The organism is Bradyrhizobium barranii subsp. barranii, assembly GCF_017565645.3.
Lineage (GTDB): Bacteria > Pseudomonadota > Alphaproteobacteria > Rhizobiales > Xanthobacteraceae > Bradyrhizobium > Bradyrhizobium barranii.
Map to the genome: position 1 here is coordinate 3,879,755 of NZ_CP086136.1, position 19,952 is coordinate 3,899,706.

Below are 19,952 nucleotides of genomic sequence, written 5' to 3' on the forward strand. Positions count from 1 at the left end.
ATGCTCGAGATCCGCAACCTCGCAAAATCCATCGGTGGCGTGAAGGCGACCAACGACGTCACGCTCGACTTTCCCGACGGTTCGCTCACGGCGGTGATCGGACCGAACGGCGCGGGCAAGAGCACGTTCTTCAACCTGATTACGGGCGCCTTGAGGCCGGATTCCGGCCAGGTGCTGCTCGACGGCGTCGATCTCGCCGGCCGTTCGCCGCCGGAGATCGTGCGCCACGGCATCGGCCGCGCCTTCCAGGTTGCGAGCATCTTCAAATCGCTGACGGTGCGGGAGACCATGCTTGCCGCTGTCAGCGCCGACCAGCGCTCCTCCGCGGTGCTGCACAAGCGCTTTCCCTTGCCCGAGACGCGCGACCGCGCCGAGCACGTGATGGAGTTGCTGGGCCTCGCGGGAAAACGCAATCGCACGGCCGCGACACTGTCGCATGGCGACCAGAAGCTACTCGACATTGCGCTCGCTCTGGTGCTCGAACCAAAGGTTCTGCTGCTGGACGAGCCGACTGCCGGCATGGGCCCGGAAGAGCGCTGGCGCATGATCGACAAGGTGCGCGAGCTCTGGGAGACGCAGAAAATCACCGTCGTCTTCATCGAGCACGACATGGACATCGTGTTCAAGATCGCCCCAAAGATCGTCGTGCTCTGCTACGGCCGCATCCTGGCAACCGGAACGCCTGACGAAATCCGAAGCAACAGCGCCGTGATCGAGGCCTATCTCGGCACCGAACATGCGGGGGCCGCCGCATGAGCGCGACCATTATCGAGGTCGCCGATCTCGACGTCTACTACGGCACCAGCCAGATCCTGTTCGGCGTCGGCCTCTCGGTGCGGCAGGGCGAGACCATGGCGCTGCTCGGCCGCAATGGCGCGGGCAAATCGACGACCATGAAGGCGATCATGGGGCTGGCGCCGCCGCGGCGGGGCAGGATCAGCCTGCGCGGCGCGGTGATCTCGGGCCAGAGGCCGCACCATATCGCGCGCGCCGGTCTCGGCTTCGTGCCGGAGGATCGCCAGATCTTTCCGGAGCACACGGTCGAGGACAATCTCGTCATCGGTCGCAAGAAGGGGCCGGAAGGCCAGGACGAGTGGCCGATCAAGCGGATCTACGACGTCTTCCCGCTGCTGGAGCCGCTGCGCCATCGCATCGCCGGACGTCTCTCGGGCGGGGAGCAACAGATGCTCGCCATCGCGCGCACGCTGATGGGCAACCCGGCGCTGTTGCTGCTCGATGAGCCGAGCGAGGGCCTCGCGCCGATCATCGTGCAGCGGATCGGCGAGCTGTTGCGGCAGCTCCGCCAGCTCGGATCGACCGTGCTGATCGCCGAGCAGAACATGCATTTCTGCCTGGGGCTGGCGAGCCACGCCACGGTCATCGACAAGGGCCAGATCGTCTATGCCGCCGGGATCGACGAGCTGAAGGCCAACGACGCGATCCGTCGCCGCTATCTGGCGCTTTAACCGGGTTCCGGACCGCCAAACCGGCCTAAAGAAGAAAACTGTTGTCTCGGGTTCGTCAGATGGAAGGAGTTTCCCCGTCGAGGGCCAAAAACGCCAATCGCTTCCATTGCCGTTTGGGGCCGAAACGACGACATTCCATTCAGAATTTGATGGATTGACGGTCATGGAACGCACCGGATTTGAGCCCTTCGGCGAGCAGCTGGTGTCCGCAACGGACACCCAGCCGAGATCGCGCGCGTCAAAGCTCCTGCTCCGGGCCGGCACCACGGTGTTTTGGTCGCTGGTCGCGGGGATCGTGCTCGCGCGTGCGGCCTTCTTCGAGCCGGGCGTCTATGACAGCTTCAGCCGCGTCGCCTCGCTCGCCAAAAGCCTGATCTTCTGAGCCGATTATTCCGGGCTGAGCATAGAACTTCCCTCGGCCCTGATATGCCGAAAACTTATTCCCCAATCGGACGGCACTGCGTATAAATATTTCTCCTCTGGGAGAGATTTGTGTCGCAGAATCAAGCATCCAACCCGGCCGACGCCAAGCCAACCACTGTCGTGAGCCGTATCGCGGCGCTGATTCCGGGAATCCTCCTGTGCATCGCCGTGGCCGGTATCTCGGCTTTGCTCGAACGGGCCGAGCTGGGTGTCTTCGAGCACCCCTATGTCGAAGCGCTGGTGATGGCGATCCTGCTCGGGATGGCGCTGCGCAGCTTCTGGAAACCGGCGCCGCGCTGGCAGGCCGGTGTCGCCTTCAGCGCCAAACAGCTGCTCGAAGTCGCGGTCATGCTGCTGGGGGCCTCGATCAGCTTCGCCGCTATCGCGGCTTCCGGCGTGGCGCTGCTGGCATCGATCGCCGCGGTCGTCGTGATCGCGCTCTGCGTCTCCTTCGGCCTCAGTCGCATGCTGGGCCTGTCGACGCGGCTCTCGATCCTGATCGCCTGCGGCAATTCCATCTGCGGCAATTCCGCGATCGCCGCCGTGGCGCCGATCATCGGCGCCAACAACGACGAGATCGCGTCCTCGATTTCCTTTACGGCGATCCTCGGCGTGATGATGGTGCTGGGCCTGCCGCTGCTGATTCCGCTGCTGCAATTGTCGGCCACGCAATATGGCATCCTCGCAGGCCTGACCGTCTATGCGGTGCCGCAGGTGCTTGCGGCAACGGTCCCGGCCGGGCTCGTCTCGACGCAGATCGGCACGCTGGTGAAGCTGATGCGCGTGTTGATGCTCGGGCCCGTCGTCGTCGGTCTCTCCCTGGTCGCCTCGCGCTGGCAGACCGGCGCCAAGAAATCCAATGTCGGCTTCTTCCGCCTGGTCCCCTGGTTCATCCTCGGCTTCCTTGCGCTGGCGACTCTGCGCTCCCTGGAGATCGTGCCGGGCACGGTGGTCGGGCCGGTGACGAAGATCACGAGCTTCCTGACGGTGGTTTCGATGGCCGCGCTCGGCCTTGGCGTCGACGTGAAGGTGCTGGCGAATGTCGGGGGCCGCGTAACCGCGGCGGTGACACTGTCGCTGATGCTGCTGCTAGGGATCAGCATCGCGCTGGTGCACTGGTTCAAGTGAGGGGGAGCACAGCGGCTGCGAACTCCTCTTGCTTCTCCCCTTGTGGGAGAAGGTGGCGCGAAGCGCCGGATGAGGGGTTCTATCCGCGAGTCCGAACTGAGAGGGGAGTTTGCCGAAGCAGCCCCCTCATCCGCCTTGCCTTCGGCAAGGCACCTTCTCCCACAAGGGGAGAAGGGAAGTAAGAGCGCAATCGTAGATGGGGCGCTAAATCACATCCGCCAGCGAATGCCCATGCAGCTCGATGTTGAGCCCTTGCATGCCCATGTCGCTGATCTCGCCGCCCATCGCCTTCAGGCTCTCCTCGCGGATTAGTGACATCAGCCCGCGACGGAGCGCCAAAAACTCCGACGACATCATCATCGATTGCTGCCGCGGCCGCTCCAGCGGGATCGGGATTTCCGCCTTGATCGAGCCGGGGCGGGCCGTCATGCAGTAGACGCGGTCGGAGAGGAAGATGGCTTCATCGATGTCGTGGGTGACGAACAGCACCGAGATCTTCAGCCGTTGCCACATGTTGGTAAGGATCTGCTGCATGATGACGCGCGTCTGCGCGTCGAGCGCGCCGAAGGGCTCGTCGAGCAGCAGCACCTTTGGTCCCGTGGCGAGCGCGCGGACGATGCCGACGCGCTGCTTCATGCCGCCGGAGAGCTTTTCCGGATAATGCTTTTCGAAGGCCTCGAGCCCCGCGAGCCCGAGCAGCGTGCGCGCCGCGCGCTCGCGCTGGGAGCGCCCCATGCCGCGCATCTTCAGGCCGAACTCGACGTTCTCCCGCACCGTCTTCCACGGAAACAGCGAATATTGCTGAAATACCATGCCGCGCTCGGCGCTGGGGCCGTTGACCCGCTCGCCGTCGACCGTGACTACACCGGTGGTCGGCTTGAGGAATCCCGCAACAGCATTGAGCAGCGTCGACTTTCCGCAACCGGAGGGGCCGACGATCGAGACGAACTCGCCGGGCTTCACATGAATCTGCGTATCGGTGACGGCCTGTACCGGTCCCTCGATGCTCTCATAGCTGAGGGAGAAATTCCTGACCTCGATATGGCCCTGCGGTGCTTTGGTCAGGATTTCGTTCATTTTAGCCTCCACGGCATCACCAACTGCCCGGCGCCCCTGATAAGCAGGCTCGATCCAAGGCCAAGCACGCCGATCGCGATCATGCCGAGCGCGATGTCGGCATACTGGACAAGGGAATAGGCCTCCCAGGTGAAGTAGCCGATGCCGTACTGGCCCGAGATCATCTCGGCGGCGATCAGCGACACCCAGGCCACGCCCATACCGACGGTGAGGCCGGTGAAGATGTGCGGCATCGAAGCTGGAAAATACACCTCGCGGAAGATCGAGCGCTCGCGCGCGCCGAGACATTGCGCGGCGCGCACCAGCACGGGATCGACCAGCGACATGCCATGCAGCGTGTTGACCAGGATCGGGAAGAACGCACCGAGGAAGGTGATGAAGACGATGCTCTGCTCGTTGGTCGGCCAAAGCATGATCGCCATCGGCACCCAGGCGATTGCCGGGATCGGCCGCAGCACCTCGGCCACTGGGAAGATGATCTCGTGCACCAGCTTGAAGCGACCCATGATCAGGCCGAGCGGCACGCCGACCACCGCCGCGAGCGTGAAGCCGAACAAGATGCGCCGGCAGCTCAGGAGGATGTGCAGCAGGAATTTGGGATCGTGGATCGCCTTGGTGAAGCTGGCATAGACCGCGAGCGGCGAGGGCACGTTGGTGAAGCGCACGAAGAACACGACGCGATAGGTCGTGAGCAGGTGCCAGACCAGCAGGAAGGCGAGCAGCGATATGATGCCGATCGCCGTCGCGCGTAGCCCCGCCCGATTGAGCCGGTACCAGCGCAGCGCGAGCGTGCCGAAGGAAGGCGGTGTCGCGGGCGGGGAAGGGGCGGGCACGGGGTCCGCCTCGGCGATTGCGGTTGCTGCCGGCATGCTGTCCTCGGGATGTCTGACGAGGGCGGGACTGCTCACGTCTTGCCTCCGCCGACCGCCGCCTTCACCGCATCGTCGAAGCCGAGCACCTTGCCATTGATCTTGGCGGCATAGGCTTCGGCGTCCTTCTTGAGCAGGAACGGCGCGACCTCGCCGTTGCCGACCGCGAAGAAGGCCTGGTCGGCGAACAGCTTGATTCCACGGGTGGTGTCGAAGACGTAGGCGACGTTGATCTTCTTGCTCTTGGCCTTGTAGTCGGAATAGGCCCCTAACGTGCACGCTGCGGAAGCAAACGGCAGGATACCGGCATCGTCGACCCAGACCTCGCCGGCCTTGCGCGGGTCGGTGATCGGCTTCTTGCAGAACGAGTCTTCGCCCGTGATCTCGTAATTCCTGGTGCTCGCAAGCTGGGTGTCATAGTCGAGCTTCATCTCGGCGTAGGCCTTGCGGATGTAGGAATCATCCACCCACTTCTTCGGATCGAACTCCTTCATGCGGCCGAGATTCTGCAAAACCTTGACGTCGGTCGCGGCCGCGTCGATGAGCGCCGGTTTTACCGTGGGATCCGTGGTCATGTTGCCGCTGGGACCGAGGAAGATGTAGACGACTTCCTTGTTGATGCCAGTCCACTCCTGGATCTTTTCGGCCGCGAGCTTGGGATCGTCGCGCAGCCACTGGTTGGCGGCAATCAGCGCCTTGAAGTAGGCAACGACGACCTCCGGATATTTCTCGGCGAAATCGGTGCGGACCACGATGCCGTGGAAGGTCGGCAGATTGGTCTCAACGCCGTCAAAAATCTTGCGTGCGAAGCCGCGGAACGGCAGCAGCTCGGCGAAGGGGACGAAGTCGGCGTGCGCGTCGATCTTCTTCTCCTGCAGATTGGTCGAGCCGACCTCCGGGCTCTGGCTGACGAGCTGGAAGAAGTCGGAGGCGTAACCGCGGTCCTGCATCGCCTTCAGCACCATGCCGTGCGCGGCCGAGCCGAACGGCACGCTGACGAGCTTGCCCTTGAGATCGGCGAGATCGAAATAGGGCGAGTCCTTGTGGACCACGAGCCCGTTGCCGGAGCCGGACAGGCTGTAGGCGGCCACGCCGATCAGGCGGCTCTTGCTCTCCGGATTGCTCTCGAAGGTGAAGCCGTTCACGATCAGCGGATAGTCGCCCATCATGCCGATCTGGAGCTTGTTCGCCATCATCGCATTGGTGACGGGCGGGCCGGAGGTGAAGTTCTGCCACTCCAGCTCGAACTTGATATTGGCGTATTTGCCGTCCTTCGGCAGATATTTCTCGAGGAGATGCAACTGCCGGATGACGACGCCGGCGGTCACCGTGTTGGTCGTGGTGTCCTGCGTTCCAATGCCAAGGGTGACGGTTTCCGCCAAGGCCGGCTGCGCGATCAGAAGCGCCAGCGAGGTCACCGACATCGCGATCGAGAGCGTGGGAAGATGGCGGACCATTCTCATCCTCATTCGGTTGGATGTGCTGTGGTTGCCATGATTGGGTGAGGCCGCGGGTAGGGCAAATCCGGAGTGACCGTCGCAGTCGATTAGTTGCCGGGAAAAGCTGATTGCATACTCCTTGGGCAGTCCTGCACTATAAAGCCACTTGCCTGTGCATCGACCCTAGTCGCCGCTCTGGCCGCGCATCTCCTCGAGAGCATCGGCCCGGCACACCACGATCTGCGAGCGCTTGGTGACGACGATTCCCTTCTCCTGCATCCGTTTCAGGCTGATCGTGACCCATTGCCTGGTCGCGCCGACCATGTGAGCGATGTCGGCATGGGTGAAGGCCGCCGCGATCACCCGGCCGTCGGCATCCTCGACGCCGTAGAGCTCGACCAGATGCAGCAGAAGATGCGCGAGGCGCTGCGTGATCGAGCGCGTTCCCAGCATCTGTGCCAGCGCCGAATAGCATTTGCCCTTGAAGGTGAGGCCTTCAATGAGGCCGATGGCGAGGTTCGGGATCTCCACGGCAAGGGACCGCAGCTCCTTTCCGGGGAGGTGCACGACGCTGCAATTGCTGGATGCGACGCCGGACCATTGATGCACCGTGCCCTCGAACACTTCGGGCCCGCCGACGAAATTGCCGACATGCCAATAGGCCAGCGTGATCTCGCGTCCGAGCGGCGAATTGTAGAACACGCGGATGCGGCCGCTCTCGATCAGCCAGATGCCGTCATGCTTGCCGCCCTGGCTGAACAGCGTCTGGCCGCGGTTGAGCACCTTTCGCCGGCCCTGCTTCAGCACCAGCTCCCGCTCGCGCTGGCTGAGCTTGTCCATCAGCGGCGGCGGTCCGCCGATCCATTGCTGGTTCTCGGTCAGCAGCAGCGAGGAGCCTCCGGCAGGCCGGACCGTTGCGGGAACCGTCCCGCGAACCACATTGGCCGCCTGCAACATCGTTTGCCTCCGGAACGTTCAAATCGTTCTAAAGAGGAGCAATGTCCGTGCCAGCTTTACTCCGCTGTCGTCGCCCGGCTTGACCGCGCGACCCAGTATTCCAGAGGCAGCAATGGGTTACGGATAGGCCGCGGCGTACTGGATTCCCCGCTTTCGCGGGGAATGACAACGGAGCAAGGGGAACGGTCGAACCCCTACCGCCCCGCCAAACTCAGCAGATACGGCTTGGGATAAATCCCCCTGTTATGCCCATCCGAAAACGAGATGTTCAGCCCGTAGCCGAGATCGCCGATCTCGGTGATGGCGATGCCGGGAAAGCGTTCGGGGAAGCGATCGTCGAAGCGGGCGCGAGTGCAGTGGGCGCATTTGCAGGAGAGACGGAGCCGCTCGGCAGCGATCCCGACCACATCGTCCTGCGTGATGCGGACGACGAGCGTCGCGAGATCGGCGCTGGCTTCGTAGTCGGCCACAGTCGGCGCCACCAAGGTCATGGTCATGACAAACCTCCAGCTTCTTTCTATGTCGGCGCGGGCGCGCACGAATAGCAACTAATTGCCGGCGCGGACGCGTGGCCGTCTGCCTCCTCTTCGGTCATCGCCACCAAATTTGAAACTAATCGACCGGGAATTTCACTTCCGAATTGCCGGACTCTGCTCTCTCCGAAACCTTGTGCGCCAACGATGGCTGAGGAGAGACCATGAGCGCATTTCAGAAGGAAACGGTTTTATCGGTCCGGCACTGGACCGACTCCCTGTTCAGCTTCATCGCGACGCGCGATCCCGGCTTTCGCTTCCAGAACGGCCAGTTCGCGATGATCGGGCTGGAAGTCGAGGGCAAGCCGTTGATGCGGGCCTACAGCATGGCCAGCGCCAATCACGAGGAGGCGCTCGAATTTTTTTCGATCAAGGTGCAGGACGGTCCGCTGACCTCGCGTCTCCAGAAGATCCGGGAGGGCGACATCATCCTGGTCGGCCGCAAGGCGACGGGCACGCTGATCACCGGCAACCTCATTCCGGGCAAACGCCTGCTGCTGCTCTCGACCGGGACCGGGCTCGCGCCCTTCGCCAGCCTGATCAAGGACCCCGACGTCTATGAGAATTACGAGACCATCGTGCTCGCCCATGGCTGCCGCCAGGTTTCGGAACTCGCCTATGGCGAGCACCTCGTCGATGGCCTGCGCAATCACGAATTCTTCGGTCCGCTGATCCGCGACAAGCTCGTCTACTACCCGACCGTGACCCGCGAGCCGTTCAAGAACCGTGGCCGCATCACCGACCTGATCGCCTCCAACCAGCTGTTCGACGACATCGGGCAATCAGGCCTCGATATCGAGACCGATCGCATCATGCTGTGCGGCAGCCCGGCGATGCTCGAGGAACTCCCCGCGATGTTCGCCGCGCGCGGCTTCGTCGAGGGCAATCACAGCCAGCCCGGCCATTTCGTCGTTGAAAAGGCCTTCGTCGAGCGCTGAGGCGCAAATCGCGTCCCGGCGACAACTAATTGCTATCGCCGGAACGCCCCCTGAACAAATCTGATGCAAAGGCGCCGGACCGGCGAACCAGGAGCAAGTGATGGCACTAGATGAGATCGTCGACGGACTTTCGGAGGTTTCCTGCGACGTGCTCGTCATCGGCGGCGGCACGGCCGGCCCGATGGCAGCGCTGAAAGCAAAGCTGAAGAACCCGAAGGCCAATGTCGTCCTGCTCGAGAAGGCCAACGTCAAGCGCTCCGGCGCGATCTCGATGGGCATGGACGGGCTCAACAACGCTGTCATCCCCGGCTACGCGACGCCGGAGCAGTACACCAAGGAAATCACCATCGCCAACGACGGCATCGTCGATCAGAAGGCGGTCTATAAATACGCGCAGAATTGCTACAAGATTATCGAAGAGCTCGACAGTTTCGGCATCCGCTTCCTGAAGAACGAGAACGGCGATTACGCCGTCAAGAAGGTGCACCACATCGGCACCTACGTGCTGCCGATGCCGAACGGCGAGACGGTCAAGAAAGCGCTCTATCGCCAGCTCCGCCGCGCCCGCATCCTGATCTCCAACCGCTACATGGCGACGCGGCTGCTGAAATCCGCCGACGGCCGCATCGCCGGTGCGATCAGCGTCAACACCCGCACCGCTGAGATGCTGGTGATCAAGGCCAAGGCCGTGATCCTCTGCATGGGCGCCGCCGGCCGTCTCGGTCTGCCGACCTCCGGCTACATGTTCGGCACCTACGAGAACGCCGCCAATTCCGGCGATGGCTATGCGATGGCCTATCACGCCGGCGCCGCGCTCGCGAACCTCGAATGCTACCAGATCAATCCGCTGATCAAGGATTATAACGGCCCGGCCTGCGCCTATGTCGCCGGTCCCTTCGGCGCCTTCACCGCCAACAACGAGGGATCACGCTTCATCGAGTGCGACTACTGGTCCGGCCAGATGATGCTGGAGTTTTACAACGAACTGCTGTCAGGCAAGGGCCCGGTGTTCCTCCAGCTCAAGCATCTCCATCCCGACACCATCTCGGAGATCGAATCCACGCTGCACAAGGTCGAGCGTCCCACGCGCGGCCTGTTCCAGCAGGGGCGCGGGGTCGACTACCGCAGCGAGTCGATCGAGATGCACATCTCCGAGATCGGCTTCTGCTCCGGCCACAGCGCCTCCGGCGTGTTCGTGGACGACAACGCCCGCACGACGGTGCCCGGCCTTTACGCCGCCGGCGACATGGCGAGCGTGCCGCATAATTACATGCTGGGCGCCTTCACCAACGGATCGGTCGCCGGCATCGACGCGATGGAGTTCGCCGACAGCCACGACTTCGCGGAATTCGACGCCGCCGATGTCGCCAGGGAGCGCGACCGCGTGCTGGCGCCAACGAAGCGCGAGGATGGCATTCCGCCGAACCAGGTCGAGTACAAGACCCGCCGCCTCGTCAACGATTATCTCCAGCCGCCGAAGGTCACCCGCAAATACGAGCTCGGCATGCGCCGCCTGGCCGAGACGCGGCAGGACATGCAGGAGCATATGATCGCCCGTAACGCGCACGAGCTGCTTCGTGCGCTCGAAGTGCAGTCGATCATGGATTGCGCCGACATGGCGGTGCACGCCTCGTTGTACCGCGAGGAAAGCCGCTGGGGCCTCTATCACTGGCGCACGGATTTCCCGGAGAAGGACAACGAGAACTGGTTCTGCCACACGCTGCTCTCCAAGCAGAACGGCAAGATGACCAGCGAGAAGCGCGCCGTGGAGCCCTATGTCGTGCCGATCGCCGAGGACGAGAAGGACCTCTACGACAAGCAGCGCATCCGCGCCTCCGCCTGATCCACCGCACCATCGCAACAGGAGACAAAAATGCCTCTCGCATCCTATCAGACGTCGGTTCCGGTGGTCGTCGACGACGCCAAATGCATCGCCGACAAGGGCTGCACCGTGTGCGTCGACGTCTGCCCGCTCGACGTGCTCCGCATCAGCGACATGACCGGCAAGGCCTACATGGCCTATGACGAGTGCTGGTACTGCATGCCCTGCGAGGCGGATTGCCCGACCGGCGCCGTCACCGTCAACATTCCCTATCTGTTGAGGTGATCATGTCGAGCCCGTTCGAATCCTATGACGACCTCGAGGACGCCGACGAGCGGCTTCAGGCCGCCGATCCCGCCGAGCGCCGTGTCGCCATCATCGCGCTCGGTCACTCCGGTGATCCCGCAGCTGTCGCGCATCTCGCCAACATGGTGTCCGATCCCGATGCGGGCGTGCGCCAGCAGGTCGCGATGGCGCTCGGCGAGTTCGACGGGCCGGAGGCCGCGAATGGGCTGGTCAAGCTGCTGGTCGATCCCGAAAGAATCGTGGCGGCGGCCGCGGCCGACAGCATGGCCGAGTTCAAGGATCCGGCCTGCGCGGAGATCATCCTGCCGCTGGTCAAGCACGCCCATGCCTTCGTCCGCATGGGCGCGCTGCGTGCGCTGAAGGAATTGCGCTGCAAGGATACGCTGAAGCCGGCGCTGGAAGCGCTCCTGGATCAAGATGCGGCCGTTCGCGTGCAGGCGATCGGCGTGATCGGCTTCCTCAAGCTGGAGGAATCCATCCCGGCGCTGACCGCGCTGATCAACGATCCCGACGCCCATGTCCGCCGCGCTGCGGTGAGCGCGCTGGCCTTCTCGCAGCTGAAGCCCGCGGCCGAGACGATCACACGCGGGCTGAAGGACTCGGACTGGATGGTGCGCGAGATGGCCGCGGAAACGCTCGGCCTCAACGTCAACGGTTCGCTCGCGGCCGATCAGCTTGTCGGCTCGCTCGCCGATGAATTCTGGCAGGTGCGGCTGAAGGCGATCCGCAGCCTCGGCAAGATGAAGATCGAGCGCGCGGTACGCCCGATCGGCAATTGCATCAACCACGACCAGGCCAATTTGCGGAAGGAGGCGGCCGCCGCGCTCGGCGAGATCGCCCATCCCGACGGTGAGGCGTTCCTGGCGGTCATCGCCGACGATGCCGACCCCGACGTTCGCAAGAACGCGCGCTGGGCGCTCCAGCAGATCGCGGCGCGCAAAGCGCGAGCAGGCGCATAAAGGCCCGGGCAGGGGCATAGCGGCTCTTCGCTGCCGGTCTGGACTTCCCCTGCCAGACGTTTATTGGTCTTCGCCAATGGGATCGGCTGCTATTTCAGCGCGGCCGATCCGAGAAAGAGCGAGGACGCGGCCATGACGACACTGTCTGTTAGAGATCTTCTCCCCGAGGATGGAACGAAGGGGACGCTGGTCGGCCGCGTCTGGCTGCCGCAGGCGAACGGCCCGGCCGTTGTCGCCGTCCGTGGAGACGGCGTCTTCGACGTCACCGCCCGGTTTCCGACCGTCAGCGCGCTCTGCGAGGAAGACAATCCGGCCAAGGCGCTCGCCGCGGTCAAGGGCGAGCGCATCGGCGATCTCGAAGCGATCGTGGCCAACACGGCGCCAGATGGGCGCGATCCGAAAAAGCCGTGGCTGCTTGCGCCCCTCGATCTCCAGACCCTGAAGGCCGCCGGCGTCACCTTCGCCATCTCGATGCTGGAGCGCGTCATCGAAGAGCGGGCCAAGGGCAATCCGGCATCGGCCGAAGCGATCCGGAAAGAAGTGACGCGGCTGATCGGCGACGATCTGTCGAAGCTCAAGCCGGGCTCCAACCAGGCGATGCATTTGAAGCAGGTGCTGATCGATCAGAACGCCTGGAGCCAATATCTCGAAGTCGGCATCGGTCCGGATGCCGAGGTCTTCACGAAGGCTCCGACCTTGTCCTCGGTCGGCACCGGCATGGATGCCGGGCTGCATCCGAAATCGACCTGGAACAATCCCGAGCCCGAGCTGGTGCTGTTCGTCTCGAGCCGCGGCAAGATCGTCGGCGGCGCACTCGGCAACGACGTCAATCTGCGCGACTTCGAGGGGCGTTCGGCGCTGCTGTTGTCGAAGGCCAAGGACAACAACGCCTCCTGCGCGATCGGCCCATTGCTGCGTCTGTTCGACGACAGCTTCACACTCGACGACGCCCGCAAGCTCGACGTCAGCTTGAACGTGAAGGGCGCGGACGGTTTCGTTCTCGACGGCCATTCCTCGATCAGCATGATCAGTCGCGATCCGACGGACCTCGTCGAGCAGACGATCGGCAAGGTCCATCAATACCCTGATGGCTTCGTGCTGTTCCTCGGCACGATGTTCGCGCCGGTCAAGGATCGTGATGCGCCGGGGCAGGGGTTCACCCACAAGCGCGACGACATCGTCACGATCGCAGCACCCCAGCTCGGCAAGCTCATCAACCGCATGCGCACCAGCGACGAGTGCGAGCCCTGGACGTTTGGAATCGGCGCGCTGATGAAGAACCTCGCGCAACGGAAGCTGATCTAGCTCCGCTACCCATCGCCTCTCCCCGCACGCGGGGAGAGGCCGGATTGCATCGAAGATGCAGTCCGGGTGATGCGGACTCTCCGCGGGTCGATCTGGTCGACCTACGCCGAACTCTATCCACACCGTCATTGCGAGCGCAGCGAAGCAATCCAGAGTCCCTCCGTGGACAGATGCTGGATTGCTTCGCTGCGCTCGCAATGACGCGGAGGAGAGGTTGCGAGCCGCACATCTCCTTCATCTCCCCGTTGCATCCACGGAATAAAATCGCGCTGGGCGTGTCATTGAACCGTCCATCACGCCAAATCGAAGTTTCGCGCGAATAGTCAAATAATATGACTAGTCGGAACTCATCTTCCGTGAAATAGTCCCTCCCGCCGCCTCAAAGGCCGGCCTGCGGGTGCCATGCTACCGATCGGCGCCCGAGATAACACAAGATGACTTCTTGGGAGACACGCCTGATGACCCTCAAAGCCCTCTTTGCGGCCAGCGCCACGGCCGCGTTGCTGCTCGCGCTGCCGGCCAACGCCGCCGAGCTCACCATCGGCTTCTCGCAGATCGGATCGGAATCCGGCTGGCGCGCGGCCGAGACGTCGGTCTCCAAGCAGGAGGCTGCCAAGCGAAAGGTCAATCTCAAGATCGCCGACGCGCAGCAGAAGCAGGAGAACCAGATCAAGGCGATCCGATCCTTCATCGCGCAGAACGTCGATGCGATCTTCCTTGCACCTGTGGTCTCGACCGGTTGGGACTCGGTGCTGAAGGAAGCCAAGGAGGCCAAGATCCCGGTCGTGCTGCTCGACCGCGACATCGATCCCTCCGGCAAGGAGCTCTATCTCACCGCCGTGACCTCCGACAGCGTGCATGAAGGCGAGGTTGCCGGCGACTGGCTGGCCAAGACCGTCGGCGGCAAGGCCTGCAACGTCGTCGAATTGCAGGGTACGGTCGGCGCCAGCGTCGCCGCCAACCGCAAGAAGGGCTTTGACACCACCATCGCAAAGCATGCGAACCTCAAGGTGGTGCGCAGCCAGACCGGCGACTTCACCCGCGCCAAGGGCAAGGAAGTCATGGAAAGCTTCATCAAGGCCGAAGGCGGCGGCAAGTCGATCTGCGCCGTCTACGCGCACAATGACGACATGATGGTCGGCGCGATCCAGGCGATGAAGGAAGCCGGCCTCAAGCCGGGCAAGGAGATCCTCACCGTCTCGATCGACGCGGTCCCCGACATCTTCAAGGCCATGGCCGCCGGCGAAGCCAACGCCACCGTCGAGCTGACGCCGAACATGGCCGGCCCCGCGCTCGATGCCATCGCGGCCTTCAAGGAAAAGGGCACCGTTCCGCCCAAGTGGATCCAGACCGACTCCAAGCTCTATACAGCGGCCGACGATCCGCAGAAGATCTACGACAGCAAGAAGGGCCTCGGTTACTGAGGCGGGGTGCCGCGCCGGACCGCTCCCCCGTGGTCCGGCGCTCCCCCCTTCGAAACCGTTGCGCGAACGAATAGGCTGGGTGTCCGCGGCATAAGCGGACACCGGTGGGAGTGACGTCGTTATGGAGAACAGCCCCGATCCTGCTCCTTCCCTGCTGGAGGTGCGTGGGATCAGCAAAAGCTTCGGTGCTGTGCGTGCGTTGCAGGAGGTCGACTTCACGCTTCGTGCCGGCGAGATTCATGCGCTGCTCGGTGAGAACGGTGCCGGCAAATCCACGATGATCAAGGTGATCACCGGCGTATTCCCGCGCGATGCCGGCATCGTCCGGCTCGGCGGCGAGGAGGTCGCGCCGCGCTCGGCCAAGGCCGCGCTTCAGGCCGGTATCGCCACCGTCTACCAAGAGGTCAATCTGCTGCCGAATCTCTCGGTCGCGCAGAACCTGTTCCTCGACCGACAGCCGATGCGCTTCGGCATCGTGCGTGAAGGCGAGATGCGGCGTCGCGCCAAGGCGCTTCTCACGGACTTCGGCCTCGATATCGACGTCGCCGCGCCGCTCGGCAGCTATTCCGTCGCCATCCAGCACGTCACCGCGATTGCGCGGGCCGTCGATCTTTCCGCGCGCGTGCTGATCCTGGACGAGCCGACCGCGAGCCTCGACCGCCACGAGGTCGAGATCCTGTTCGGCATCATGCGCCAGCTTGCCAAGCGCGGCATCGGCATCGTATTCGTCAGTCACTTCCTCGATCAGGTCTACGAGATCTCCGACCGCATCACGGTGTTGCGCAACGGCCGCTTGGTCGGCGAGCGCGAGACCGCCTCGCTGCCGCGGCTCGAGCTGATCCGGATGATGCTCGGCCGCGAGCTGGCCGAGACCACCAGCGCCCGCGCGTCGGCGGGAGAGCATCGGGCGCGCGAGGTCTGCGCGAGTTTCGAGAACTACGGCAAGGCCGGCTATGTCGCGCCGTTCAATCTCGAGTTGCGCCATGGCGAGGTCGTGGGTCTCGCCGGCCTGCTCGGCTCGGGCCGGACCGAAACGGCGCGGCTGGTGTTCGGTGCCGAGCGCGCCGATGGCGGGCAGGCGAGGGTGGAGGGGGCGCCCGTGCGGCTGCAGTCGCCGCGCGACGGCGTGCGCCACGGCTTTGGCTATTGCCCGGAGGAACGCAAGACCGACGGCATCGTCACCGAGCTCACCGTGCGCGAGAACATCGTGCTCGCTCTCCAGGCCAAGCGCGGCCTGCACCGGCCACTGTCGCGCCGCGAGCAGGACGAGATCGCGGGCCGCTACGTCAAGATGCTCGACATCCGCCCGCCCGATCCGGAGCGCGCCGTGGGGCTGCTGTCCGGCGGCAATCAGCAGAAGGTGCTGCTGGGGCGCTGGCTCGCGACCTCGCCGCGCCTCCTGGTGCTGGACGAGCCGACTCGCGGCATCGACGTCGGCGCGCATGCCGAGATCATCCGCCTGATCCGCGAGCTCTGCGACGACGGGTTGGCGCTGCTCGTGATCTCCTCCGAGCTGGATGAGATCGTGACCTATTCCGACCGCGTGGTCGTGTTGCGCGACCGCGCCCATGTCGAGGAGCTCGCGGGCGAGGCGATCGACGTCGGCAACATCCTCGCGGCCATCGCCGCCGATGGCGCCGCTGTCGCGCATGAGGACCGGGCATGACAGCGCTGTTGCCGCGCCGCGGCCTTGCCCAGATCCTCGCGTTGATCGTCATCCTGGCGGTCGATCGCATCGTGTCGCCGCAATTCTTCGATCTGCGCCTTCAGGACGGCCGGCTGTTCGGCAGCCTGATCGACGTGCTCAACCGCGGCACGCCGGTGGCGCTGCTCTCGCTCGGCATGGTGCTGGTGATTGCGACGCGCGGCATCGATCTGTCGGTCGGTGCGGTCATGGCCATCTCGGGCGCGATCGCGGCGAGCCTTGCCGACACGCACAGTCTGGCCGTGGTCCTCGCGGCCGCGCTCGGCGCGGGCCTGATCTGCGGATTGTGGAACGGATTTCTCGTCGCGGTGCTCGGCATGCAGCCGATCGTGGCGACGCTGATCCTGATGGTGGCGGGACGCGGCATCGCGCAGCTCATTACCGAGGGGCGTATCGTGACCTTCTCCTCGCCGGATCTGGTCTGGCTTGGCAATGGCGCGGTGCTCGGCGTGCCGATGCCAGTCGTGATCGCCCTGGGCATGCTGATTCTCACCGGCGCGGTGGTGCGCGGCTCGGCGCTCGGACTGCTGATCGAGGCGACCGGCGGCAACGCGCGGGCGAGCGAGCTTGCCGGCGTCGGCACGCGTGCGATGATCCTGGCTGTCTACGTCTGGTGCGGCATCTGCGCCGCGCTCGCCGGCGTGATCGCGGCGGCCGACATCATGGGCGCGGATGCCAACAATGCCGGCCTCTGGCTCGAGCTCGACGCCATCCTCGCGGTGGTGATCGGCGGCACCTCCCTGTTCGGCGGCCGCTTCAGCCTCGTGCTGGCCGTGCTCGGTGCGTTGATCATCCAGACCATGAACACCGGCATTCTGCTGTCGGGCTACCCACCGGAGTTCAATTTGCTGGTCAAAGCTGTGGTGGTGATGACGGTACTGTTGCTGCAATCGCCGAAATTTTCGGGGATTGCCGGCATCGCCGCGCGGCTGCGGAGGTCCAAAGCATGAAAGGCCTGCCGCCCGTCCTCATCACCGCCATCGTGCTCGTTGCCGGCTTTGCGCTCTGCGCCGTGCAATTCCCCAACATCGCCTCGACCCGCGTGGTCGGCAACCTCCTCACCGACAACGCCTTTCTCGGCATCGTCGCGACCGGCATGACCTTCGTCATCATCTCCGGCGGCATCGACCTCTCGGTCGGCTCGGTGATCGGTTTCACCACGGTGTTCGTGGCGCTTGCGATCGAGCGCTGGGGCGTGCCGCCGCTGCTTGCCTTCGTCGCGATCCTCGCGCTCTCGGCGGCCTTCGGAGCGGCGATGGGCGCGGTGATCCATATCTTCGACCTGCCGCCGTTCATCGTGACGCTGGCGGGGATGTTCCTGGCCCGCGGCGCGAGCTTCCTGCTCTCGACGGAATCGGTGCCGATCACCGCGCCGGTCTATTCCACCGTGTCGGACTTCGCGCTGCGGATGCCCGGCGGAGGGCGATTGACGGCGATTGCGATCATCATGCTCGTGATCGTGATCGGCGGCGCCTTGCTGCTGCATCTCACCCGGTTCGGCGCCAATGTCTACGCGCTCGGCGGCAGCCGGGCGACCGCGAGCCTGATGGGCGTTGCCGTCGGCAAGATGACGGTGAGGATCTACATGCTGTCGAGCCTGCTCGCGGGCATCGCCGGCATCGTGTTCTCCTTCTACACCAGCGCCGGCTACTCGCTCTCCGCGGTCGGCGTCGAGCTCGACACCATCGCGGCCGTCGTGATCGGCGGCACGCTGCTCACGGGCGGGCAGGGCTCGGTGATCGGCACCTTCCTCGGCGTGCTGATCCAGGGCCTGATTCAGACCTACATCAATTTCGACGGAACGCTGTCGAGCTGGTGGACCAAGATCGCAACCGGCGTGCTACTGTTCGCCTTCATCGCCTTGCAGCAGGGGCTGGTCGCGCTCGCGCGGCGGCCGGCGGCGAAGCGCGCAGGAGCAGCCACATGACGTCGCGCATCGTCGTCATCCCGACGCGCCGGGCTCACTCCAACCATGCGGAAGTGGCCCGCTCGATCGGCGTCGACATCATCGCCGGCCGCTACGCCGAGGGAACGCGCCTGCCTGGTGATGCCGAGATGATTGCGATGTTCGGCGTGTCGCGCCCGGTGCTGCGCGAGAGCGTGAAGACCCTGGTCGCCAAGGGCCTGCTCACCACCAAGGCCCGCGTCGGCACCGTCGTACGCGAGCGCGCCGCCTGGAACATGTTCGACGCCGACGTGCTGGCCTGGCATCTGGACGCCGGCATCGACAAGCGCTTCCTCAACGACCTCGCCGAGATTCGCCTCGCGGTCGAGCCGCGCGCGGCCATGCTGGCTGCGGCGCAGCGGTCCGAGGACGACCTCGCCGAGCTCCGTCGTTGCATGGACCGCATGCGGTTTGAGGCTTCCGATTCCGTCGGCTTTGCCGACGCCGACCTCGCGCTCCATGTTGCGGTGGCGCGCGCGTCGGGCAATCTGTTCATGCGCTCGATCGGACACGTCATCGAGGCCGCCCTGCGCGCCTCCTTCCTGCTCAGCGCACCGGTCGAGCCGGAGGACCGCGACACCGTGCTGCTCTGGCACCAGAAGATCGTCGATGGCATCGCCGCCGGCGAAGCCCAGACCGCCTCGGAAGCGATGGTTTATGTCATTCACAACGGTATGCGCCGCCACGAGGCCGAGGTGCTGCCGTCCGCGGATACTGGAGAAAAAGCGTGACCGAACTTCGTATTGCCATCGTCGGCTTCGGCAAGATCGCGCGCGACCAGCATGTCGGTGCGATTGCTGCGACGGCGGGCGCGACGCTCGCGGCCGTCGCGAGCCGCAACGCATCGCTGCCGGGCGTGCCGCATTTTGCGACCATCGAGGAACTGCTGGAAAAGGGACCGCCGATCGATGCCGTCTCGCTCTGCACGCCGCCGCAGGTACGGCGCGCCCAGGCCGCCGCGGCGCTCGCTGCCGGCAAGCACGTGATGCTGGAGAAGCCGCCCGGCACCGGCGTCGCCGAGCTCGACCCGCTGATCGCAATGGCGGAGGAAGCCAAGCGAACGCTGTTTGCGACCTGGCATTCGCGCTATGCGCCCGCGGTCGAGCCGGCGCGCGAGTGGCTTCTCACGCGGCGGATCAAGTCTGTGCACATCAACTGGAAGGAAGACGTTCGCGTCTGGCATCCCGGGCAGGGCTGGATCTGGGAGCCGGGCGGGCTCGGCGTGTTCGATCCCGGCATCAACGCGCTCTCGATCCTGACCCGTATTCTGCCCCGTCCGGTGTTCGTCACCGCGGCCGAGCTGGCCTTTCCAGCCAATTGCCAGGCCCCGATCGCCGCGAACCTGACGCTGGCCGACATTGGCGGCCTGCCTGTGACCGCCGAGTTCGATTTCCGCCAGACCGGGCCGCAGAGTTGGGATATCCTCGTCGAAACGGACCAGGGCCGAATGACGTTGTCGGGCGGCGGTCGGCGCATGGCGATCGACGGCGAGACCGTTGCCGAGGCGTCCGATCAGGAATATCGCGAGCTGTACGGGCGCTTCGTCAAGCTCACCGCGACCGGCGCACGCGACGTCGACCTGGCGCCGCTGCGTCTCGTTGCCGATGCCTTCCTGCTCGGCAGGCGCAACATCGTCGAACCGTTTGTGGACTGAAC

General features: G+C 64.6%; 20 protein-coding genes. 15 read left to right on the forward strand and 5 right to left on the reverse strand.

What is annotated here, in order from left to right; genetic code table 11:
- From J4G43_RS18380 to J4G43_RS18395, 4 genes are all read left to right on the forward strand, one after another.
- On the forward strand, window positions 1-756 hold the full coding sequence (locus tag J4G43_RS18380; RefSeq protein ID WP_208085839.1) for an ABC transporter ATP-binding protein: 756 nt from the start codon (window positions 1-3) through the stop codon (window positions 754-756).
- Complete coding sequence (locus tag J4G43_RS18385) at window positions 753-1,466, forward strand: ABC transporter ATP-binding protein (RefSeq protein ID WP_085400670.1); 714 nt, start codon at window positions 753-755, stop codon at window positions 1,464-1,466. The genes J4G43_RS18380 and J4G43_RS18385 overlap by 4 nt, the downstream gene beginning before the upstream one ends.
- A 163-nt stretch (window positions 1,467-1,629) precedes the next feature.
- A complete protein-coding gene (locus J4G43_RS18390) occupies window positions 1,630-1,848 on the forward strand; it encodes a hypothetical protein (RefSeq protein WP_063984492.1) in 219 nt (72 codons plus the stop codon).
- A 110-nt stretch (window positions 1,849-1,958) separates the two neighbouring features.
- Window positions 1,959-3,017 (forward strand): YeiH family protein, encoded by a 1,059-nt coding sequence (locus J4G43_RS18395; protein ID WP_208085840.1) that lies wholly within the window; start codon window positions 1,959-1,961, stop codon window positions 3,015-3,017.
- Window positions 3,018-3,221: 204 nt separating this feature from the next.
- Here J4G43_RS18395 and J4G43_RS18400 read toward each other — a convergent pair whose 3' ends face one another.
- The 5 genes from J4G43_RS18400 to J4G43_RS18420 form a co-directional block, all read right to left on the reverse strand.
- Window positions 3,222-4,094 (reverse strand): ABC transporter ATP-binding protein, encoded by an 873-nt coding sequence (locus J4G43_RS18400; RefSeq protein ID WP_071915519.1) that lies wholly within the window; start codon window positions 4,092-4,094, stop codon window positions 3,222-3,224.
- Complete coding sequence (locus tag J4G43_RS18405) at window positions 4,091-5,002, reverse strand: ABC transporter permease (protein WP_208085841.1); 912 nt, start codon at window positions 5,000-5,002, stop codon at window positions 4,091-4,093. The genes J4G43_RS18400 and J4G43_RS18405 overlap by 4 nt, the downstream gene beginning before the upstream one ends.
- Window positions 4,999-6,420, reverse strand: a complete 1,422-nt coding sequence (locus J4G43_RS18410) for an ABC transporter substrate-binding protein (RefSeq protein ID WP_208085842.1) — start codon at window positions 6,418-6,420, stop codon at window positions 4,999-5,001. Before J4G43_RS18410 ends, J4G43_RS18405 begins: the two co-directional genes overlap by 4 nt.
- A gap of 165 nt (window positions 6,421-6,585) precedes the next feature.
- Window positions 6,586-7,359 carry a Crp/Fnr family transcriptional regulator gene (locus J4G43_RS18415; RefSeq protein WP_208085843.1) on the reverse strand — a complete coding sequence of 258 codons (774 nt, stop codon included), beginning with the start codon at window positions 7,357-7,359 and terminating at the stop codon, window positions 6,586-6,588.
- A gap of 194 nt (window positions 7,360-7,553) precedes the next feature.
- Window positions 7,554-7,850 carry a gamma-butyrobetaine hydroxylase-like domain-containing protein gene (locus tag J4G43_RS18420; protein ID WP_208089350.1) on the reverse strand — a complete coding sequence of 99 codons (297 nt, stop codon included), beginning with the start codon at window positions 7,848-7,850 and terminating at the stop codon, window positions 7,554-7,556.
- Between the two features lie 206 nt (window positions 7,851-8,056).
- Here J4G43_RS18420 and J4G43_RS18425 point away from each other — a divergent pair, with 206 nt between their 5' ends.
- The 11 genes from J4G43_RS18425 to J4G43_RS18475 all read left to right on the forward strand — a co-directional run bounded on the left by J4G43_RS18425 (window position 8,057) and on the right by J4G43_RS18475 (window position 19,950).
- Window positions 8,057-8,830, forward strand: coding sequence for a ferredoxin--NADP reductase (locus tag J4G43_RS18425; protein WP_208085844.1), 774 nt, complete (start codon window positions 8,057-8,059; stop codon window positions 8,828-8,830).
- A 100-nt stretch (window positions 8,831-8,930) separates the two neighbouring features.
- Window positions 8,931-10,673, forward strand: coding sequence for a fumarate reductase/succinate dehydrogenase flavoprotein subunit (locus J4G43_RS18430; RefSeq protein ID WP_208085845.1), 1,743 nt, complete (start codon window positions 8,931-8,933; stop codon window positions 10,671-10,673).
- A gap of 30 nt (window positions 10,674-10,703) precedes the next feature.
- Window positions 10,704-10,937 carry a 4Fe-4S dicluster domain-containing protein gene (locus tag J4G43_RS18435; protein ID WP_008141081.1) on the forward strand — a complete coding sequence of 78 codons (234 nt, stop codon included), beginning with the start codon at window positions 10,704-10,706 and terminating at the stop codon, window positions 10,935-10,937.
- 2 nt (window positions 10,938-10,939) lie between these two features.
- Window positions 10,940-11,917, forward strand: a complete 978-nt coding sequence (locus J4G43_RS18440; protein ID WP_208085846.1) for a HEAT repeat domain-containing protein — start codon at window positions 10,940-10,942, stop codon at window positions 11,915-11,917.
- Between the two features lie 132 nt (window positions 11,918-12,049).
- A complete protein-coding gene (locus J4G43_RS18445) occupies window positions 12,050-13,222 on the forward strand; it encodes a fumarylacetoacetate hydrolase family protein (RefSeq protein ID WP_208085847.1) in 1,173 nt (390 codons plus the stop codon).
- A gap of 458 nt (window positions 13,223-13,680) precedes the next feature.
- Window positions 13,681-14,646, forward strand: coding sequence for a galactofuranose ABC transporter, galactofuranose-binding protein YtfQ (ytfQ, locus tag J4G43_RS18450; protein WP_208085848.1), 966 nt, complete (start codon window positions 13,681-13,683; stop codon window positions 14,644-14,646).
- A gap of 121 nt (window positions 14,647-14,767) precedes the next feature.
- Entirely contained in the window at window positions 14,768-16,312 is a 1,545-nt protein-coding gene (locus J4G43_RS18455) for a sugar ABC transporter ATP-binding protein (protein WP_208085849.1), read from the forward strand.
- The gene (locus J4G43_RS18460) at window positions 16,309-17,301 is read left to right on the forward strand and encodes an ABC transporter permease (RefSeq protein WP_071915511.1); all 993 of its coding nucleotides are present in this window, start codon (window positions 16,309-16,311) and stop codon (window positions 17,299-17,301) included. The genes J4G43_RS18455 and J4G43_RS18460 overlap by 4 nt, the downstream gene beginning before the upstream one ends.
- Window positions 17,298-18,278 carry a galactofuranose ABC transporter, permease protein YjfF gene (gene yjfF, locus J4G43_RS18465; protein WP_208085850.1) on the forward strand — a complete coding sequence of 327 codons (981 nt, stop codon included), beginning with the start codon at window positions 17,298-17,300 and terminating at the stop codon, window positions 18,276-18,278. The genes J4G43_RS18460 and yjfF overlap by 4 nt, the downstream gene beginning before the upstream one ends.
- A complete protein-coding gene (locus J4G43_RS18470) occupies window positions 18,275-19,027 on the forward strand; it encodes a FadR/GntR family transcriptional regulator (protein ID WP_208085851.1) in 753 nt (250 codons plus the stop codon). The genes yjfF and J4G43_RS18470 overlap by 4 nt, the downstream gene beginning before the upstream one ends.
- Entirely contained in the window at window positions 19,024-19,950 is a 927-nt protein-coding gene (locus tag J4G43_RS18475) for a Gfo/Idh/MocA family protein (protein ID WP_208085852.1), read from the forward strand. Before J4G43_RS18470 ends, J4G43_RS18475 begins: the two co-directional genes overlap by 4 nt.
- Window positions 19,951-19,952 lie beyond the last annotated feature (2 nt).

What these genes read in the sequence shown, in the direction of transcription:
- J4G43_RS18380 (WP_208085839.1), top strand. Translation starts at nt 1, where the DNA reads ATGCTCGAGATCCGCAACCTCGCAAAATCCATCGGTGGCGTGAAGGCG.
- J4G43_RS18385 (WP_085400670.1), top strand. Translation starts at nt 753, where the DNA reads ATGAGCGCGACCATTATCGAGGTCGCCGATCTCGACGTCTACTACGGC.
- J4G43_RS18390 (WP_063984492.1), top strand. Translation starts at nt 1,630, where the DNA reads ATGGAACGCACCGGATTTGAGCCCTTCGGCGAGCAGCTGGTGTCCGCA.
- J4G43_RS18400 (WP_071915519.1), bottom strand. Translation starts at nt 4,094, where the DNA reads ATGAACGAAATCCTGACCAAAGCACCGCAGGGCCATATCGAGGTCAGG.
- J4G43_RS18410 (WP_208085842.1), bottom strand. Translation starts at nt 6,420, where the DNA reads ATGGTCCGCCATCTTCCCACGCTCTCGATCGCGATGTCGGTGACCTCG.
- J4G43_RS18415 (WP_208085843.1), bottom strand. Translation starts at nt 7,359, where the DNA reads ATGTTGCAGGCGGCCAATGTGGTTCGCGGGACGGTTCCCGCAACGGTC.
- J4G43_RS18420 (WP_208089350.1), bottom strand. Translation starts at nt 7,850, where the DNA reads ATGACCTTGGTGGCGCCGACTGTGGCCGACTACGAAGCCAGCGCCGAT.
- J4G43_RS18425 (WP_208085844.1), top strand. Translation starts at nt 8,057, where the DNA reads ATGAGCGCATTTCAGAAGGAAACGGTTTTATCGGTCCGGCACTGGACC.
- J4G43_RS18430 (WP_208085845.1), top strand. Translation starts at nt 8,931, where the DNA reads ATGGCACTAGATGAGATCGTCGACGGACTTTCGGAGGTTTCCTGCGAC.
- J4G43_RS18435 (WP_008141081.1), top strand. Translation starts at nt 10,704, where the DNA reads ATGCCTCTCGCATCCTATCAGACGTCGGTTCCGGTGGTCGTCGACGAC.
- J4G43_RS18440 (WP_208085846.1), top strand. Translation starts at nt 10,940, where the DNA reads ATGTCGAGCCCGTTCGAATCCTATGACGACCTCGAGGACGCCGACGAG.
- J4G43_RS18445 (WP_208085847.1), top strand. Translation starts at nt 12,050, where the DNA reads ATGACGACACTGTCTGTTAGAGATCTTCTCCCCGAGGATGGAACGAAG.
- ytfQ (WP_208085848.1), top strand. Translation starts at nt 13,681, where the DNA reads ATGACCCTCAAAGCCCTCTTTGCGGCCAGCGCCACGGCCGCGTTGCTG.
- J4G43_RS18455 (WP_208085849.1), top strand. Translation starts at nt 14,768, where the DNA reads ATGGAGAACAGCCCCGATCCTGCTCCTTCCCTGCTGGAGGTGCGTGGG.
- J4G43_RS18460 (WP_071915511.1), top strand. Translation starts at nt 16,309, where the DNA reads ATGACAGCGCTGTTGCCGCGCCGCGGCCTTGCCCAGATCCTCGCGTTG.
- yjfF (WP_208085850.1), top strand. Translation starts at nt 17,298, where the DNA reads ATGAAAGGCCTGCCGCCCGTCCTCATCACCGCCATCGTGCTCGTTGCC.
- J4G43_RS18470 (WP_208085851.1), top strand. Translation starts at nt 18,275, where the DNA reads ATGACGTCGCGCATCGTCGTCATCCCGACGCGCCGGGCTCACTCCAAC.